General features: G+C 47.2%; 14 protein-coding genes and 1 other annotated feature. Of the genes, 10 read left to right on the top strand and 4 right to left on the bottom strand.

Annotated elements, in window-relative coordinates; genetic code table 11:
• Positions 1–11: 11 nt before the first annotated feature.
• Positions 12–1895, top strand: a complete 1884-nt coding sequence (locus tag HPL003_RS23745; RefSeq protein ID WP_014282336.1) for a glucose PTS transporter subunit IIA — start codon at positions 12–14, stop codon at positions 1893–1895.
• A complete protein-coding gene (gene ptsP / locus HPL003_RS23740; RefSeq protein WP_014282335.1) occupies positions 1892–3637 on the top strand; it encodes a phosphoenolpyruvate--protein phosphotransferase in 1746 nt (581 codons plus the stop codon). The genes HPL003_RS23745 and ptsP overlap by 4 nt, the downstream gene beginning before the upstream one ends.
• Positions 3638–3740: 103 nt before the next feature.
• Here ptsP and HPL003_RS23735 read toward each other — a convergent pair whose 3' ends face one another.
• Positions 3741–4277, bottom strand: coding sequence for a type 1 glutamine amidotransferase domain-containing protein (locus tag HPL003_RS23735; RefSeq protein ID WP_014282334.1), 537 nt, complete (start codon positions 4275–4277; stop codon positions 3741–3743).
• A 335-nt stretch (positions 4278–4612) separates the two neighbouring features.
• Here HPL003_RS23735 and HPL003_RS23730 point away from each other — a divergent pair, with 335 nt between their 5' ends.
• From HPL003_RS23730 to HPL003_RS23715, 4 genes are all read left to right on the top strand, one after another.
• A complete protein-coding gene (locus tag HPL003_RS23730; protein WP_014282333.1) occupies positions 4613–5059 on the top strand; it encodes a hypothetical protein in 447 nt (148 codons plus the stop codon).
• Positions 5060–5160: 101 nt separating this feature from the next.
• Positions 5161–5502, top strand: coding sequence for a bacillithiol system redox-active protein YtxJ (gene ytxJ / locus HPL003_RS23725; RefSeq protein WP_014282332.1), 342 nt, complete (start codon positions 5161–5163; stop codon positions 5500–5502).
• 107 nt (positions 5503–5609) lie between these two features.
• Positions 5610–6617, top strand: coding sequence for a catabolite control protein A (gene ccpA / locus HPL003_RS23720; protein WP_014282331.1), 1008 nt, complete (start codon positions 5610–5612; stop codon positions 6615–6617).
• 111 nt (positions 6618–6728) lie between these two features.
• Positions 6729–7427 (top strand): 5'-methylthioadenosine/adenosylhomocysteine nucleosidase, encoded by a 699-nt coding sequence (locus HPL003_RS23715; protein ID WP_014282330.1) that lies wholly within the window; start codon positions 6729–6731, stop codon positions 7425–7427.
• Between the two features lie 19 nt (positions 7428–7446).
• On the opposite strand, the gene HPL003_RS23710 is transcribed toward HPL003_RS23715, so the two are convergent.
• Positions 7447–8079 (bottom strand): GNAT family N-acetyltransferase, encoded by a 633-nt coding sequence (locus tag HPL003_RS23710; RefSeq protein WP_014282329.1) that lies wholly within the window; start codon positions 8077–8079, stop codon positions 7447–7449.
• A 241-nt stretch (positions 8080–8320) separates the two neighbouring features.
• On the opposite strand from HPL003_RS23710, the gene acsA reads away from it, so the two are divergent.
• Positions 8321–10036: an acetate--CoA ligase gene (gene acsA, locus HPL003_RS23705; RefSeq protein ID WP_014282328.1), complete on the top strand. Its 1716-nt coding sequence runs from the start codon at positions 8321–8323 to the stop codon at positions 10034–10036.
• 127 nt (positions 10037–10163) lie between these two features.
• Here the strand turns inward: acsA and HPL003_RS23700 are convergent, their stop codons facing one another.
• On the bottom strand, positions 10164–13187 hold the full coding sequence (locus HPL003_RS23700) for a penicillin-binding protein 1A (RefSeq protein ID WP_014282327.1): 3024 nt from the start codon (positions 13185–13187) through the stop codon (positions 10164–10166).
• A gap of 135 nt (positions 13188–13322) precedes the next feature.
• Positions 13323–13590: a binding site (T-box leader), on the top strand.
• 65 nt (positions 13591–13655) lie between these two features.
• On the opposite strand from HPL003_RS23700, the gene tyrS reads away from it, so the two are divergent.
• Both tyrS and HPL003_RS23690 read left to right on the top strand, forming a co-directional pair.
• The gene (tyrS, locus tag HPL003_RS23695; protein WP_014282326.1) at positions 13656–14909 is read left to right on the top strand and encodes a tyrosine--tRNA ligase; all 1254 of its coding nucleotides are present in this window, start codon (positions 13656–13658) and stop codon (positions 14907–14909) included.
• A gap of 229 nt (positions 14910–15138) precedes the next feature.
• On the top strand, positions 15139–16005 hold the full coding sequence (locus tag HPL003_RS23690; RefSeq protein WP_014282325.1) for an AraC family transcriptional regulator: 867 nt from the start codon (positions 15139–15141) through the stop codon (positions 16003–16005).
• An 81-nt stretch (positions 16006–16086) separates the two neighbouring features.
• Here the strand turns inward: HPL003_RS23690 and rpsD are convergent, their stop codons facing one another.
• Positions 16087–16686 carry a 30S ribosomal protein S4 gene (rpsD, locus tag HPL003_RS23685; protein WP_014282324.1) on the bottom strand — a complete coding sequence of 200 codons (600 nt, stop codon included), beginning with the start codon at positions 16684–16686 and terminating at the stop codon, positions 16087–16089.
• Positions 16687–17122: 436 nt separating this feature from the next.
• Between rpsD and HPL003_RS23680 the strand changes: the two genes are divergently transcribed.
• On the top strand, positions 17123–19111 hold the full coding sequence (locus HPL003_RS23680) for a sensor domain-containing diguanylate cyclase (RefSeq protein WP_014282323.1): 1989 nt from the start codon (positions 17123–17125) through the stop codon (positions 19109–19111).
• The last annotated feature ends 36 nt before the right edge of the window (positions 19112–19147 follow it).

Here is a 19147-nt window from a genome sequence, read left to right as displayed (position 1 = left end):
AGAGGAATGCCATGAATTGGCTCGGATCCTTACAACAGCTTGGTCGTGCTGTCATGCTCCCGACGATGGTGTTACCGGCTGCTGCTATATTACTAAGTCTCGGCAGCCTTCCCTGGTCCGCTTGGGGATTTCCAATGGTGTCTGATATGGCTAATGCGGCAGGACACGGGATTTTTTATTTTATGCCGTATTTGTTTGCGGTTGGTGTAGCACTCGGTATGTCAAATCAGGCAGGTCAGGCGGGATTGGCGGCATTGGCTGGTATGGCTATATATGATCAGGTCACATTGAGATTTGGAAACGGACTCATTCATCCGGCGACGCTCATTGGCATCATTTTAGGTGTCATATCAGGGGTGGCGTATAACCGCTTCAAAAGCATTAAGCTGCCCGAGGTACTCCAATTTTTTGGAGGGACTCGATTTGTTTTACTGCTAATCGGCTTGTTCTCCGCCGTGTTTGCAGGACTGATGCTGATTGTGGCTCCACTCATTCAGAGAGGATTGCAGCTTATAGCAGGTCTGGAATTGAGCTTGGGCGGTTTCGGATTGTTTATTTACGGTATTTTGTATCGGGTGTTGGCGGCTTTTGGCCTTCATCATCTGCTTAATAATATATTCTGGTTTCAACTGGGTACATATAAAACACCGTCAGGCAACATAGTGCAGGGAGATTTACCCCGATTTTTTGCTGGCGATCCGACGGCGGGCTATTTTATGTCAGGGTTGTTCCCGATCATGATGTTTGCGATTCCAGCCATTGCGCTGGCGATTATTCAGGAAGCACGTGAAGACTTGAAGCCAAAGGTGCAAAAGACATTTTTGACTGCTGCACTGGTCTGCTTTTTTACCGGTGTATCGGAACAAATCGAGTTTGCCTTTTTGTTTGCTGCTCCTTATTTGTTCCTTGTTCATGCAGTGATGTCCGGTCTGGCTATGTGGCTTACCTTTGAGCTGGATATTCATCATGGTTTTTCATATTCAGCGGGTTTTATAGATTATGTACTCAATTTCCATCTGTCACATAACGCCTGGTTGTTGATTCCGTTAGGGGTGGCGTATGGGCTGGTGTATTATGTACTATTCCGCTGGGCGATTCGGAGGTTCCGTATTCCCACTCCAGGTCGCGAGGAAGGTTCAGTTCTGGAGGATTGGGCTGGCAATATTCCTTACAGTGCTCCGCTCATTTTGGAGGCGCTCGGCGGGAAGGAAAATATTGTTCGGGTGGAAGCCTGCATTACGCGGTTGCGCCTCACCGTCCACAATGACCGGCTGATTGATACTGGAGCGATAAAAGCCTTGGGCTCGGCTGGACTCATCAACCTGGGAGGGGGCAACTTGCAGGTTGTGTTCGGGACGTATTCGGAGCTGATTCGTGAGGAAATCGCGAAGCTTATGGAGCGTGATCTTCCTCAAGTGTTGTTCAACGCCCCTGTGCATGGAAAAATGCTGCCGATTCACGAGGTGCCGGATAAAATTTTTGCGACGAAGCTGGTCGGGGATGGAGTTGCTTTTGTTCCCGAACGAGGTGAACTTGTGTCTCCGGTGTATGGTACGGTTATGCATCTGTATCCGACCATGCACGCTTTAGGCATCTCTACACGAGAGGGAATTGAGGTTCTGCTTCATATAGGGATTGATACTTCACAGCTAAAAGGGAATTTTACTGCTATGGTAGAAGCAGGCGATACGGTGGAACCGGGACAATTGCTGATCAAATTTGATTTGCAGGCACTGCGGGAACAAGCTCCGTCTTTAGTGACTCCTATGGTCATTACGAATCCGGATCGTGTGAAGTCATGGAGCTTTGCTCCGTTTAAAACAGTGAAAAAAGGTCAGGCCTCGGTAATGTCCGTTGTGCTGCATGACAGGAATGTTGGAGGGTTAGAGACATGATAGAAGGCATCGGCGCCGCAGCAGGTGTGGCAATCGGGAAGGCTTTTGTCCTGCCGAGCTGGGAGTGGGATTTACCTGAGCAGAAAATGGATGCGGTGGATCTCGCGAAGGAATTCGAGCGGTTGTATGAAGGGATACGCACATCCAAAAGTGAAATCCAGTTTATTAAGGATGAGTTTCGGGAAATGGTGGGACCGGAGGAATCCAGCATTTTTGATGCGCATCTGGCTATATTGGAGGACCCTGAATTCATGAACGAAGTTCGTGGAATCATCGAGCGCCAATATAAAGCAGCCGAGGTGGCTGTTAAGGAAGCGATTGACCATTTTGTAACGATGTTTGATCTGCTGGATGATGAATATATGAAGGAGCGGGCAATCGACATTAAGGATGTGGGGAATCGGTTGCTCAAGCATTTGCTGGGTGCGCCGGAAGTAACTCTTCCGAAGGACACACAGCCTTACATTCTGGTAGCCAAGGAGCTTTCTCCATCTCAATCGGCCCACTTGAATCCAAGCTATGTATTAGGAATTGTGACTATGAATGGGGGCAAAACATCGCATTCCGCGATCATGGCCCGTGCGATGGGCATTCCGCTCGTTTCGGGACTGGAGAGCAATCTCAATTTGCCTGTTCAGACTGGGGATATGATGGTTGTCGACGGAGACTTGGGTAAGGTTTATGTGAAGCCGGAGAAACCCATTATTGATCATTATACGGTATTACGTGATGAGCAGCTCCGCAGAAAAGAACAGCTTCAGGTGCTCGCTTCCGTGGAAGCCGTGACCAAGGATGGAACTGAACTGAGGCTGGCAGCGAATATCAGTTCTGTCAAGGAACTGGAGGCGGCATTGAAGCATGGGGCGCAGGGTGTTGGACTGTTCCGCACGGAATTTTTATATATGGATCGAAAATCTGCACCGGATGAAGATGAGCAGTATGAAGTATATCGGCTGGTAGCAGAAAAGGCAGGAAACCACTCCGTTGTTATCCGTACATTGGATATCGGCGGGGATAAACCGCTGGACTATCTTCAACTGCCGGTGGAGGAAAACCCGTTTCTCGGCTATCGCGCTATACGCATCAGTCTCGATTGGAAGGAATTATTCAAGACACAACTGACAGCTATTTTACGTGCCAGTGCGGCAGGGAATATCAAGGTCATGTATCCGATGATCTCATCGGTGGAGGAGATCCGCCAGGCGGATGCTATCTTGAAGGAAGCTATGGCGGATTTGGATGCGAGAGGGCTTGCCTACAATCCACATATCCAGCAAGGGATTATGATCGAGGTGCCAGCGGCAGCAATGATTGCCGATCTACTCGCTGCTGAAACAGATTTTTTCAGTATAGGTACGAATGATCTGGTACAGTATGTGCTGGCCGTAGACCGCATGAACGAGCAGATTGCCCATATGTACCATCCATACCATCCGGCTGTGCTGCGAATGCTGCGTATGACGGCACAGGCGGCTCATCAAGCGGGGATTGATGTGAGTGTGTGCGGTGAAATGGCAGGAGATGAACGCTCCATCCCCTTGTGGTTGGAGTTGGGAATACACCAGCTAAGCATGTCTCCCCAGTCCTTGCTGCGAGTTAAGCATCGTGTGCTGAACACGTCCGCAGCTGAGGCAACGCTGGTTGCCCAGGTGTGCTTCGGCATGTCTACAGGCGCGGCGATCGAAGACAAGCTGACCGCAGTTAGTGTCAATTGTATTTCGGTTGGGCCTGGACGGCAGTAATTATGCAATGGCTGTGTAGCTTGTTTTGGAATAAAAAAACACCTTCAAAACCGTGGATAACGTGGTGATTTTGAAGGTGTTTTGCTTATTTTATTGGACTGCCTTATTTCTGGGCGTTGTTTGCCAACAGATCACAGAACGCTTTTCCATATGGCGGAAGGTCAGGCGGACGGCGGGCAGATACGATATGTCCGTCTGTCACGACAGCTTCGTCCTTCCAGATGGCTCCTGCGTTTTCCATATCATCACGGATGCCCGGTGTGGATGTTACGGTGACACCGTCCAAAATTTTGGCGGAGATTAGCACCCAGCCTGCGTGACAGATTTGCCCGATGGGTTTGTGGGCGGCGTGAAACTCCTGTACAAGTTGAACCACCTTGGGATAGCGGCGCAGTTTGTCAGGCGCCCAGCCTCCGGGGACAAGAATCCCGTCATAATCGCGGCTGTTCAATTCCTCAAAGGCATATTCCGCTTCAGCAGGTACGCCATATTTTCCGATATATTTTTTACCCTTTTCAGCACCGGCCAAATGCACTTCTGCGCCTTCTTCACGAACGCGATACACGGGGTACCATAGCTCCAGATCCTCGAATTCCTCATCTACCAGGGCGATAACCTTTTTTCCGGCAAGTCTCGACATCTAACCATCCTTTCGTGCGTCACTTGAAGACACGCTATTTTATATCTGTACCTATACATCTTAAGAAAAAGAACGCCGGAAGTCCATTCCTATGCACATTCTCATAAATTGACTAGCTCTTTTAATACTAGCAGCACCATTCCGTAACCCGCTAAATCTTTGGTAATTTGTTCATAGCTGCAATCTGTGGAAGGGTTTGAGGTTCTAAAGTCGAAATAAAAAAGGGTGTGAAAAGTTTTATAGAGTTAACAAATCTTTTATAGACTAGTAGATAGATATATCTGGATTCTGATGAAATCCTCATATAGCTTGATCCTACGTAATGAGGTGGTTAAATGCATAAGCAATGCCAATGCGGTAAACCGATGGGGCTGGAGTTGAGAAAGGTGATTTACGCGAACAAGGTTGAAATTTTACATGTTCCCGTATTTTCATGCCCTTCATGCTTCTCCAGTGAGGTTTTGCAGCATGTGACGAAGGACATCAAGGAGCTGTTACAAAATTTGGGGAGCAAGCCTACGGCTCGGCGCATTTCCTTTGCCCGTAACAACGAGCTGGCTGAAATTATTCGCAAGCTGGTGCTGGAGGAAGCGGACAATCCTAATGTGGACTGGCAATCCTCTTTGGAGGAGCGAATGGAGCTTCGAATCAACCTGCTGCTGGACCTTTATCGTTATGCGAGAAGTCTGGGAGATGAGGATTGGATGAACGATGTACAGAAAAGATTGGTGCAATTATCCGGTTTTACCAGTGAATCGGTGTTTACGAATACAAAAAACTAAAAAAAATGAAAATTTTCATGGTCACCATTGGATTTTACATGTTCTTTTTGTTACGATGTGAATAGGCCATACGACAAGACACAGAAAGGAATGTATATCCAATGGTGACGATGACGAAAATGACTACTGTTCAACAATTAAATTCGGCACTGGGAGCGTCATCAGACAAACCGCTGCTTCTCTTTAAACATAGCACACGCTGTCCGATTAGTTCCCGTGCACATCAGGAGATGGAAACCTACTTGCAAGGCACTCCCGACGAAAATATTGAATACGGTATCATTTATGTAGTAGAAGACCGGCCGGTGTCCAATGAGGCTGCGGACAGGCTCCAGGTGAAGCATGAATCGCCGCAGGCCATTTTAATCAAGGACGGAGAGGCTGTCTGGCATACATCCCATTCGAATATCACAGCCCATGCGCTCCACGATCATCTCACCTAGGCAGAAAGAGCGCAGTCGTTGCATAAAGTAGTATTTTGTCGTATCATGGTTCTAATTAGTTGATCTAGGATTCGGTTGAAAATTTATTGGCAATGGAGAGAAGGAATGTGACGGTAACGATCTATGATGTAGCTCGCGAAGCCGGTGTCTCAATGGCCACGGTATCCCGCGTAGTTAACAATAATCCTAACGTAAAACCTCAGACCCGCAAAAAGGTATATGAAGCGATTGAACAATTGGGATATCGCCCGAATGCGGTGGCAAGAGGCCTGGCTAGCAAGAAGACAACGACCGTTGGCGTGGTTATTCCGGATATATCGAACTCAATTTTTGCAGAAATTGCGCGCGGTATTGAGGATATTGCGAATATGTATCACTATAACATTATTTTGTGTAATGCCGATAAGCGGAAAGAAAAAGAGATTCGTGTCATCAATACGCTGCTCGAAAAGCAGGTTGATGGACTTCTGTTCATGGGTGGCACAGTAACGGACGAGCATATTCAGGCCTTTCATACGGCTGCGGTTCCTATCGTTCTGTGCGCAACGAGTGATGAGAAAGGCAGCTACCCTTCGGTTGATATTGACCATGAAGCCGCTGCTTTTGATGCAGTGAATACATTGATCCGCCACGGGCACCGTCAAATCGCGATGATTAGTGGTACTCTTCAGGACCCCGCGAATGGCTATGCACGTTTCCAAGGCTACAAGAGAGCGTTGGAAACAGCAGGAATTGAGTATCAGGAAGATCTCGTGCGAATCGGGAACTATCGTTATGAGTCCGGTGTGGAGGCAATGAAGTATTTCCTGGGCCTCAAGAAGAAGCCAAGTGCGATTTTTGCGGCTACGGATGAAATGGCAATTGGTGCGATTCATAGCATTCAGGATGAAGGTTTGAAAGTACCAGACGATTTTTCTGTCATCAGTGTGGACAATATCCGTATGGCTTCCATGGTTCGTCCGCAGCTTACGACAGTAGCGCAACCGATGTACGATTTGGGTGCAGTAGCGATGCGTTTGCTGACCAAGCTGATGAAGAAGGAAAACGTGGAAAATCCTCGCGTCATTTTGCCGCATGAAACGATTTTGCGGTTGTCGGTTAATTATTTGGACTAGACAAATTTGTTAACAGGATAGACCTTCGATGAAAGCTCCTTTAATGGAGCTTTTTTCGTGAATACATAGTCCATAATGCACATCATTAAACTAAGAATAGAGGGATTTGAGATGAGCCGTATTTATGGATTAATTGGTGCCATGGATGAAGAAATTGAGCTGCTGCTTGCTGCAATGACTGAAGCTAGTAAGTCGGTCAAGGCTGGAATCACCTATACAAAGGGAGTTATTCACGGTCAACAGGTTGTCGTATGCAAGTCCGGTGTAGGTAAGGTCAACGCTGCGGTAACGACACAAATCCTTATCGATAGCTTTGGAGCGGAACAAATCATATTTACAGGAGTGGCAGGGGCGGTGCATCCGGATTTAAATATTGGGGATATCGTGATCTCCTCGACGTGTATGCAGCATGATATGGATGTAACGCCTTTGGGTTATACCAGAGGGGTCATTCCTTATCAGGATACCTCGGAGTTTGTGGCTGATCCTGATCTTGTTCATCTGGCTGAGCAAGCCTGTCAATCCTTCGGAGATCGTTATATTATCGGCAAGGTGCTTTCCGGTGACCAATTTGTCGCCAGCCGTGAGCTGGTGGCTGCATTGCATCAGGAGATGGGTGGTGCTTGTACCGAGATGGAGGGCGCAGCAGTGGCTCAGACAGCCCATATGAACGCTGTGCCATACGTTGTCCTCCGCTCTATGTCTGATAAGGCAGACGGATCTGCCCACGTTAATTTTGGCGAATTTACAGTAGAATCTTCCCATCGTTCTCATCGGATTGTGGAGTATATGCTGAAGCATTTGGGTTAAATGATTAGTGGTGTAACATTTAATACATGAATCTTCTCACAAACCGGATACGGTCAAACTGTTCCCGTGATGTGAGGGGGACGTCCTCACCCATTCGGACCATTAGACAATTCGCCGGGTGGGAGCATATTTCAGGATCATCCGTAGCGTACCAGACCATATCCACGGTTTTCATCAGACGTTCCATCATGCGGCGGTATTCCCATACGGAGAGACCGCTGCCTTTTAAATCCCAATGCCAATAGTACTCAGTCGTAAAAATGATATAGGATTCCAGTTGTCCGTCCTCAAAGGCCACTCGGATCATTTGGCTTCCCAGACCCAGACCGCGATATTCGTCGGCTACCTCAATGGCTCCAAGCTCCAGCAGGTCCTTCATTCCGGCTTCCGACCAGCGTTCCATCTCATCTGGATAGTGAAAAGTCACGTATCCGAGAATGGTTTCCCCATCGTGAGCGATGATAATCCTGCCTTCCGGCAGTCCCGAAATATCCACCAGCGCGTCGAATTGCTCCTTCGGCTTGCGAAAGGCGTCCAGTTGTGGATGCATTTGAAATGAACGCAGTTGATCAGCGGATACGGGGCCTTCTACGTAGATCTTTTGCCCGTTATGACTCAGCGTGTTCAAATGGTGCAGTTTTAAATGCTGCATACATGCGCCTCCTTGTTTACCGTGGCCCAGCTTCCCATATCCCCTACTTATAGCAAAAAAACAAATAAATGAAAAGGATGGTCGTCACATCCTCACCTATGATATACTGTTTTAGACATAAATTGTTCACAATTAGTCACTTTTTCAGATGTTAAACAAAGGAATTGACATGCTTGTATTGAATTTGTAAGCGTTATCTTGTTCTGTATTATTCTCATTATATCGTGAGGAGGCTGAACGCATGAAGATTGAAGAACTCCAGGCTGTAGTTCCCACATCCAACATGGGCCCGTATGAACAAGCTTACAACCGCTTTCAGTGGGAAGATGCAGAGCGTCATTTTACGTGGTATGAATCAGGCAAAGTGAACATGGCGCATGAAGCGATTGACCGGCATGTAGAGGAAGGGAGAGGCAGCAAAACGGCGCTGTTGTATTGTGACGCGAACCGCCATGAAGCCTACACCTTTTCTCAGTTGCGTGCCAGCTCCAACAGGTTTGGTAATGTGCTGCGTAAATACGGAATTGGCAAAGGGGAGCGGGTATTTATATTCATGCCGCGTTCTCCTGAGCTGGTCATTAGCCTGCTTGGCATTTTGAAGGTAGGCGCGGTTGTCGGGCCTTTATTTGAGGCATTTATGGAAACGGCGGTCAAGGATCGGCTGGAAGATAGCGGGGCGGTGGCGCTGGTGACAACGCCTGCACTTCTCTCGCGCGTAAAGCGTGAGGAACTTCCGGAGCTGCGGCATATTTTTGTAGTTGGCGATGTGGACGAACGGGAGCAAGGGATTATTGATTTTGAAACGGAAATGCTTACATCCTCCGAGGAACTTGAACCGGAATGGCTGAGTCGTGAAGATGGGTTGATTATTCATTACACGTCAGGCTCAACGGGCAAGCCTAAAGGCGTGTATCATGTGCAAAACGCGATGATTCAGCACTATTATACCGGAAAAATGGTGCTGGATCTGCGTGAAGATGATGTGTATTGGTGTACAGCCGATCCCGGTTGGGTTACAGGAACGTCATATGGCATTTTTGCCCCATGGCTGAATGGAGCAACAAATGTTATTCGTGGCGGTCGTTTTAGCCCCGAGGACTGGTACCGAACCATTGAGCGTCACGAGGTGACCGTATGGTATAGCGCTCCTACGGCGTTTCGGATGCTCATGAGCGCAGGGGAGGATATCGTTGACAAATATGATCTCGGGAGCCTGCGGCATGTGCTATCCGTCGGAGAGCCGCTAAATCCCGAGGTGGTGCGCTGGGGCTGGCAGGTATATAAGCAGCGTATTCATGATACCTGGTGGATGACGGAAACGGGTGGCCAAATGATCTGTAATTACCCTGAGCTGCCGATTAAGCCCGGCTCGATGGGAAAGCCATTGCCTGGCATTCAGGCCGCTATTCTGGACGACAGAGGGCAAGTGCTGCCGCCTAACCGAATGGGGCATTTGGCGATACGTACGCCGTGGCCGTCTATGATGAACCGTATATGGAACAACCCGAACAAATTTCAGGAGTATTTCCGTTTTTCCGGCTGGTATGTGTCCGGTGATTCTGCCTATATGGATGAGGACGGATACTTCTGGTTTCAGGGACGAATTGATGATGTCATTAACTCGTCCGGGGAGCGAATTGGTCCTTTTGAGGTCGAGAGCAAGCTTCTGGAGCATCCCGCTGTAGCGGAGGCTGGAGTGATCGGAAAACCGGATACCGTGCGGGGAGAGATCATTAAAGCTTTTATCGCGCTTCGTGAAGGATATACACCTTCTGAAGCTTTGCAGCAGGATATTTATCGCTTTGTCAAAGAAGGGCTGTCTGCCCATGCTGCACCACGTGAAATTGAGTTTAAGGAAAAGCTGCCCAAAACCCGTTCCGGTAAAATTATGAGACGTGTACTGAAAGCTTGGGAGCTTAATCTTCCTACAGGAGATTTGTCTACCATAGAGGATTAAAATGCTTTTTAAGAAAGATACAAAAAAGGGAGTCTCCAAAGCCGTGATGGCTGAGGGACTCCCTTTTTGTTGGTGCTGATAAAGTGAATTTTCACCAAATATCAGTATTTGTGGCTGTCGTGAGCTGTTATGGACGAACGGCTCCGGAAGGAGCTGATTCCCCCAAGGTATTCATCGAAGTGATGCGGAACCAACCCTTCGGTTTGCTGCCCGCTTTATATTGAAAGCTGGTGGATGCGGTGGAGCCGATGTTTGTAAAAGGCTCCGCACCGCTTTCACTGTAATACACGTTATAGCCTGTAATCGCATCCACAGGCTTTCCTGCACTCCATTGAAGCGCTACGGCTGAGCCTGCTGCTTTCGCTTGAGGCAGCCCAGGAGCGGTAGGAAGCTCCGTAGGCTTCGCACCTGTTCCATCCCCTTCACCCGGTACAGCTGGATTCTCGGGATCAACTGGTGGCACTACAGGTGCTGCACTTGCTTGGGAGCTTGGCTCTGACTCATGTCCGCCTACATCAACGGCGGTTACGTAGTAACTGGAGCTGCTGCCGCCCGGGCTGTCAGAGAACACTTTAGAGCCGTCAGCCATGACGACCTTGCCAAGCCGTTGGAAGCTGCCCCCATCCGTAGAACGATATAGACGGTATCCTACGACATCGCTGTTTCCGCTCGGGCTAAAGCTGATCATAGCTTTGCCGTCACTATAGCTTACGCTAATGTTGGACGGCGCACCAGGAGCGGCTCCATCGTCTTTGCGCGGATCAATCTGTGTAGGAGCTTCTTTATCCGCATCCTGAGGTATATAATAGGACAACGAATTATGCTTTCTCATCACGGTAAAGGCTTGCTGAAGCTCTTTAATCAGCTCTGAAATCGGCTTTTCCCGTTTTCTAACCGTCCGCTCGTTCAACATATCTTCCGGTGTGCCGTCCCGTGGGATGTAATTGACACCCTGATAGGTAATATATTTGGCACGGGTAACACCATTTTCACTGTCTTTAGGTACATACTTACTGTTGTAAATATCCGAACCGTATGCGGACATCGTCCGGCTCACTATACCGTCAGGTCGCTTGAAGCTGTCGGTTTGGAATAGATCCGGATCCTTGGCGGTCACTTCATTCATGATTTGCGCCCATAGGCGGCGTGCCCGCTCTTTTTGTGCTTTCGTTTCAAGCTTATTGACCGGTTGCTTGTAACCAACCCACACACCTAGCGTGACGTCAGGCGTAAAGCCCTCGAACCAAACATCGGTATAGGATTGTGTAGTCCCTGTTTTACCGGCAATCGGAATCTTGCCAGCTTGATTGAAATTACGCTTCACAAGTCTGCCTGTACCTTCCGACACGGCTGTACGCAGCATATCCGTCATCAGATAGGCGGTTTGTGGTGTAAAGGCTTGTACGGGATTAGGCTGATGCTTATAAACGATATTCCCTTGCGAGTCCACAATCTTTTCAATCATGTAGGCGTCATTAAATACACCGCCATTTGGAATCGAACCATAAGCATTCGTCAGTTCCTCGACTGTGACCCCATGGGCCAAGCCGCCGAGCACACCCGTTTGGGCGTTGTTATCACTTGGTTCCAAGGTGGTAATGCCTAGCTTTTTGGCAAAATCCCAAGCTTTGCTGATACCTATTTTTTCGTTAAACAGCTTGAGTGCTATCGTATTTAGTGACTGATTCAGCGCATAACGAGCTGTAACCAGTCCCTGATAGCGGTTATTGGAGTTTTTCGGGATGTGATACCCATTGCTGCCATCCTTCAAAATAATAGGTGCATCATCCACGATGCTGCCAGGCTGCACAAGACCGCTATCCAACGCAGGGAGATAGGCGGCAATCGGCTTCATAGCCGATCCCGGCTGGCGTACCATCTGGGTAGCATAATTCATCTGTTCCTTTTGGAAATCCCGGCCTTCCATCATACCGAGAATCGCGCCTGTTTTATGCTGGATAAGAATGGCGGCTGCTTGCTCGTCACCCTTGGCTTTACTTGTGGAAGAGAAATTATTCTTGTTCTCTGCGATTTGGCGCATCGACTTGTAGATACTTTTATCAATAGTGGTGTATACCATATAACCACCTGTTCGAAGCTGCTGTTCAGCTTCTTTGAGCAAGTCGTTATCATCCTTGGTTTTGGCATCTGCACTGGCATTGGCCGCTTGACCCGGATTTGTGACCGACATAAGCGCCTGTGCCGCTTGCCGCTCCGTTTCCATCATAAGATACGGATACGTGTTGTAGGCTTTAACAGTGCGTGGAGCGAGCGACTTTTTGATATCAAAAGCCATCGCCTCATCATACTGTGCCTGATTGATTTTGTTCTCCTCCAGCATTCGGCTGAGTACCAGGTGCTGGCGGTTGATCGCCCTTTTAAAGCCGGACTCGTTAAATTCGCCCTTACCGTTGTAAGCGGAATAAGAGGAAGGAAGCTGTGGCAGACCTGCCAGATAGGCGGCTTGAGCCACATTCAGCTTACTCAGATCATTCTCATTAAAAATACCTTTGGCCGCTGCTTTGATCCCAAAGACGTTATAACCGCTTGATCCGTTACCAAAAGGTACTTTATTGAGATAGGCCGTAATAATTTGCTGCTTGCTCAGGAAGCGCTCAAGGCGCAGAGAGAGCAAAATTTCCTTGACCTTGCGGTCATCCGTGCGATCCAGATTCAGAAAGACACGACGGGCGAGCTGCTGGGTCAGGGTGCTTCCCCCGGTTTGTACGGATTCATGCAGCGCTTTTTGTTTTATAGCCCGCAGCGTTCCTGACAGATCGACACCCTTATGCTCGTAAAAATGGTTATCTTCAATGGCAATGACCGCGTTAATGACGAGTTGCGGAATCTCCTTAAACGTGACAGGACGCCGATCTTCTTCTGTTCGGAGCTGTCCGATAGGGGATCCATCATTGAAATAAGCGAAGCCTGTAATTGCATTTTTGTCTACTTCCTGTTCAATCATGGATCTGGAGCGTACAGGCTCGCTTTTCACAATAGAGGCTACATAGCCGGCTGCGGCTCCTCCTGCAAATAGCGCTCCCATAAAACCGATGATGATGACCCACTTTATGACACGGCCGAGCCTTCGCATGTATGTCCGTAAGCGGGAAGGCTTTGGCTCTGACACATTGTTTTTTTCTTCAACCATTAAGTCTTCCTCCTTTATAACAGCCATTATTATAGCATAAAATTACAAAATGAACCCATATGCTAAAAAGCCTGTCTTTTGGTGTCGTTGACTCTATAAAAGTGGTGTGTTATAAATAGGTCAAAGTAAATATCGTGAAAAGCAGAGAAAGACTTCAGTAGAAGGTGGAATCACGTTGTCAGAGAGCCGATGGGTGGTGTGAATCGGTAACGACCCTCCTTTGAATTACCGTCTGGAGCTGTCTGGATGAATGGTAGAGCTTTTGCAGATTTGCGAAGCTGACTATAGTAATCCAGTACCGGGTGTAGGCCCGTTATAGGAATGAAGTGAAAGAAACGCTTGTCTTTGGCATACGTTTCTTTAATTAGGGTGGTAACGCGAGCAGCTCCTTCTCGTCCCTTGGGATGAAAGGGGCTTTTTGGTTTGTTTAATATGTAATATTTTGGATAAAAACAGGAGGTATACAGGATGAAGTGGGATGAGTTGAAGCCTGAACAGCAGGTAGAGGTAGAACGTCAATTAAATGTGATTCAACGTGGTGTGGCAGAAATTGTACCGGAGGACGAGCTGAAGCGTAAGGTTATTAAATCGGTCGTTAGCGGTGAGCCGCTTCAAATTAAATTAGGACTTGACCCATCGGCGCCAGATATTCACATCGGGCATACGGTCGTTATGCATAAGCTACGCCAGTTTCAGGAACTTGGTCATCAGGTACAACTTATCATCGGGGATTTTACGGGCAAGATTGGTGATCCGACAGGCAAATCGGAAACTCGTAAGCAACTGACTGAGGAAGATGTCCAGCGCAATGCTCAGACGTATAAGGAGCAGATATTCAAAATTCTGGACCCCGAAAAAACAAAGGTATACTACAATTCCCATTGGTTGGCGCCCATGTCTTTTGCCGATGTGGTAACGCTGGCTGCTAAAGTAACTGTCGCACGTATGCTGGAACGGGATGACTTTACGAAAAGATACCAAAACGGCTTGCCGATCAGTATCCATGAATTTTTCTACCCGTTGATGCAAGGGATGGATTCAGTGGAACTCCGAAGCGACATCGAGCTGGGAGGTACAGATCAAAAGTTCAATTTGCTGATGGGCAGAACCCTGCAAAAGGAATATGGAGTGGAGCCACAGGCTACCATTACGTTGCCACTGCTCGAAGGGCTGGATGGCGTGCAGAAGATGAGCAAAAGTCTGGGCAACTACATTGGTGTCGATGAGGAGCCGAACGAAATCTACGGAAAATCTATGTCTGTGCCTGATGAATTGATGTTTAAATATTTTGAGCTGGCAACAGATCTGAACAATGAGGAACTGGCTGAGCTGGCGGAAGGCATTAAGAACGGTTCAGTGCATCCGCGTGACGCCAAAATGAAGCTGGCCGGAACGTTGGTACGTATGTACCACGGTAAGGAAGCGGAGGAAGCAGCGAAGCAGCATTTTGTGACTGTATTCCAGCAACGAGCGCTACCTGACGATATTGAAGAGTTCACCTTGACGGCAGATCATTTGGAAGATGGCGGCATCCGTGTCATCCAATTGCTGACTCAATTGGGCTTTGCGGCTTCTAACGGTGAAGCCAAACGTAGCATTCAGCAGGGCTCGGTCAAAATTAACGAAGAGAAATGGACCGATGTAAACGAAGCATACACGCCGCAGGAAGGCGATATTGTGCAGGTTGGTAAACGGAAGTTCGCCAAAATCAAGCTGGGTTGATTTTTGTAGTTGGGAAATAAAAGTGTTTTTAAGAGCAATGCTGAGACAATATTCATGTCTTAGCGTTGCTTTTTTTACACATTCCATTTGAAGTAAAAAACCGTGGTAAACTTAGCACAAATGATCAAACAAGCTTGTGCAGGATTGTACATAATGGATTACGAAGTCTTGCTAAATTCGCTTAGCGGATGAATGGTCAAATCATAACGAGTACGGGGAAGGATATCGTATGGACTACTTTAAAAGAATACAGTGTGCGATTGAGTTTATTGAAATGAATCTTCGGGAGGAGTTGAAAATTACTGAAATTGCTTCGCGAGCCTGTTTTTCAGCTTTTCATTTTCAGCGGCTTTTTCAGGCGATTTCGGGCTTTACGGTTCAACAGTATATAAGGAAAAGAAGATTATCGGAGGCGGCTGTAGGGCTAAAACGGTCCAATCAAAAGGTATTAGATATCGCTCTTGAATACCAGTACAATTCGCAAGAAGCGTTTACACGTGCTTTTGAAAAAAGTTTTGGTGTCACCCCTGGGAGATACCGGAACGGTGATATAGATATTTCTCGACAATTGAAAATCAATTTTCTGGATTATCAAAAAAATACTAAAGGAGATTTGGATATGAATAAGCCGGTGATGCTGCAACTCGATACGATTAAGATTATAGGGTATGAATACAAAACAAACCTGAATCATGAGCAGCATTATAATGAGATTCCAGGATTTTATGATCACTTTGGAAAGAATGAGTATTTTATGCGCATTCCGAACAAAATTGCACCGGGGATGTCGTATGGTATAGCTTGCTATTTTCAAGATAATGGTGAATTCTCATTCGTGATTGGGGAGGAAGTTGAGGGAGAAGCGGAGGATTTGGCAAAGGGCTTTATCTATATGGAGATTCCAGCAGGAAGGTATGCAGAATTTAACGCGTCAGGTCCGAATGTCCGGGTTCAGGATGTACGAAACTATATCTACGGCACATGGCTTCCCAACTCTAATTTTGAGCGTAGGGAAGGGCCTGATTTTGAAATCACCGATGTGATGAATTCTTCCTTTCCTAATTTGGATATTAAGGTATATATACCGATCGAATAAAATGTTACATGCTTCACGCAACAGTAACATGAAAAAAGCACCCGAACGAGGTTCGGGTGCTTTTCGGTGCTATCACAAGGATTAGCGGTTGTAGAATTCGACGATTTGTTTTTCGTCGATATCTTGGGACAATTCGCCACGCTCAGGCAAACGGATGTATTTGCCTTCCAGAGCTGCGTCATTGTACTCCAGGTAAGCTGCCAAGTGGTTGCGGTTTTCCAAAGCTTCTTTGATGGAAGACATGGAACGACTTCTTTCACGAAGACCGATCACGTCACCCAGGCTTACTTGGTAAGAAGCGATGTCAACTTTTTTACCGTTCACAGTAACGTGACCGTGTGCTACCAATTGACGTGCGCCTGCACGGGAGTTAGCAAAGCCAAGACGGAACACGAGGTTGTCCAGGCGGCTTTCCAGCAAGAACATGAAGTTCTCACCAGCGATACCGTGCATGTGTTGAGCTTTGTTGAACAGAGTGCGGAATTGTTTTTCACCCAAGCCGTACATGTGACGCAGCTTTTGTTTTTCTTGAAGCTGCATACCGTAGTTGCTGATTTTTCTCCGTTGGTTTGCACCATGTTGTCCCGGAGGGAAAGGGCGTTTCAATTCTTTACCTGTGCCGCTCAGGGAAATCCCCAGACGACGGCTCAATTTAAATTTAGGACCAGTGTAACGTGCCATTATAGAGTTAACTCCTTCATAATTAAAATTTGAGTTGGGGCTCTCTTTGCGCTCCAATTTGTTCGGCGCTACCTATCAAGGTGATGCGCACTACTGACAGAAAAGTTCAGCCGCTGTCCTGTCAGCAACAAATAAGATGAGGGTGACACAAACTGTTACGCCCAAAATTTAAGATCCGCACAGTAGATAGTTCTGCCGTACAGTCTTTTTCATTAATATATACTATATGTAATAGTGGGTCAATGTCAAGAAGAGAAAAAGAATGAAAACGTCAAAATTTGTCGATAGGGCTTTAGAACTAAAAAAGTGGGACGAATTTCTGAAAAATGGATGCATATTTCTAGAGTTAAGAGTAAAATAGACCATATTATAAGCTATAGTGGTGTATAGCCGCTGTCTTGGTACAGCTAATTTTGCTGTGAAGGAGCGCCTTAATATGTCGGACTTTTCAACAACGGATCAGCAAACGCTTGACGGTAAAACAGCCCAGGCTAGCGGTGCCCCGCTGTTTGATGATAAAGGATATACGTCTTTTGCCTGGCTCCAAAACATGGATATGACACCATATGATTTCCCCTATATTAATCAGCTTCTTGTTCAAGGGTATCGAAACTGGTTGCAGCAGAGCAATGGCATATCGTGGGTTAATGAAGAACATACCGCCGTTTGTAATTTTGCAGGTGTTCGGGTTGCAGGTAGGGAAGAGGATGATGACGAGGATGTGGAGCTGGTCGAACGTTGCTGCTTGTCCAGAGAAATGGAAATAAGCCAACGCAAACTTCGGGACGGAAGCCTTGCATTTGTGTACATGATTCCTGTGTTTTGCCGCAATTATAAGGGTGAGGCTTTTGCTGCTCTTCGTTTTACACTGCCTGCTCAACATTCTGTTCCCGAGCAGGACGCATTATTGGCGGCAGCCTTGCATTTTAGATCCTGCTTTTATACGAGATTTGAGTATATATTTATGGAAGACATCCTCGGGATGAAGAACCGGAGCGACCGCGAAGGCAGGCGACGCTCTATTTTGTTTCAGATTGTAAAGCGGATGCATGACAAGATTGATGTTGAAGGCGTGCTGGACGAGGTATTTGGCAGCATAGCTTATTTGTTTCCGCATGTGGATATCACGTTATATATGAGCCAGGATCGGCACAGTCGTAATCCACAGGTCAAACCTTTGTTGCTGCACGAGCGGGACGAGGATGTATGTGTGCGTGCATTTATGAAAGGTCAAATGGCTGCAAATGAGCCTGTAGGCACAGAAGGAGAAATGACCGAAATCGGCATTCCTTTACGTGGCAAGCAGGGAGTATATGGTGTATTTCATATGATTCTTCCATCGGGTGCCGAAAGCATGAAGAAAGTGGATGTGGAGCTGATCGCTATGATGGCAGACACAGCCGGCACCGCTTTTGAAAATGCAAAGCTGCTGGAGCAATCCAATGTGCTCATCCATGAGTTGCGCCTCATTAATGAACTCGTTCAGCGCTTGAATCAAAGCCTTAAGCTGAATGAAATATTCGAGTTTGCTGTGCAGGAATTATTGAAAATGTTCTTGGCTGACTTTTGCTGTATTGTGCAACTCGATCAGGTGGAAAATTGCTTTAAGGTCACGTCAAGCAATGTAGAAAGTTTGAGGCTGCATAGTTACTCTTCTGATGAGGATGGGTTTGCAGAGCTGATACGCAGAACAGGAGAGCCTCTCATCGTGTCAGATTACAGAAAGGAAGGGAAGATATCCTCCAATTTTATGGATATGACCGACTCCCTTTCTTTAATGGCGGTACCTATGAAGACCAGCGGTACGCCGAGAGGAGCTATTTTATTGTCTAGTAAGCTCCCTCACTTTTTTTCGTACGATAATTACAAAATGCTGCAAATGCTGGCGCCCCATATCGGTTTGGCTGTAACAAATGCCATGCTGCATGCTGAGGTACGGCGTCTGGCCAATATGGACATGTTAACTGGTTTGTATGTACGTCATTATGTGGACAAAGTAATTCAGAGGCATCAGGAGAAAGATTTCTGCGGATCTCTCATTCTGGTGGACATTGATCAGTTCAAACAGGTGAATGATACATACGGGCATCAGACAGGTGACCAAATATTGAAAAGCGTCAGCGATATTGTTCGTTCGGCGACTCGCAGCGAGGATGTATGTGCCAGATGGGGCGGCGAGGAACTGGCGATCTATTTGCCGCAGCTTGGGGTGCAGCAGGCGTTGGAATATGCGGAAAAAATCCGTTATCGCGTAGAACATGAGACCCAGCCACAGGTGACCGTCTCCTGCGGAATTGCCGAATGGAATTGGCTGGATGAGCAGATAAGTATTGAATCTTTATTTTACAGGGCAGATATGGCTCTGTATGAGGCTAAAAATGAAGGGCGCAACCGGATTGTTATTGATCATGTCAGTAATTCTTAGAGAATGTTCCTAATGGAGTATTCTCTTTTTTTGCTG

The organism is Paenibacillus terrae HPL-003, from assembly GCF_000235585.1.
Lineage (GTDB): Bacteria > Bacillota > Bacilli > Paenibacillales > Paenibacillaceae > Paenibacillus > Paenibacillus terrae_B.
This window is presented reverse-complemented; position numbering and strand designations above follow the sequence as displayed.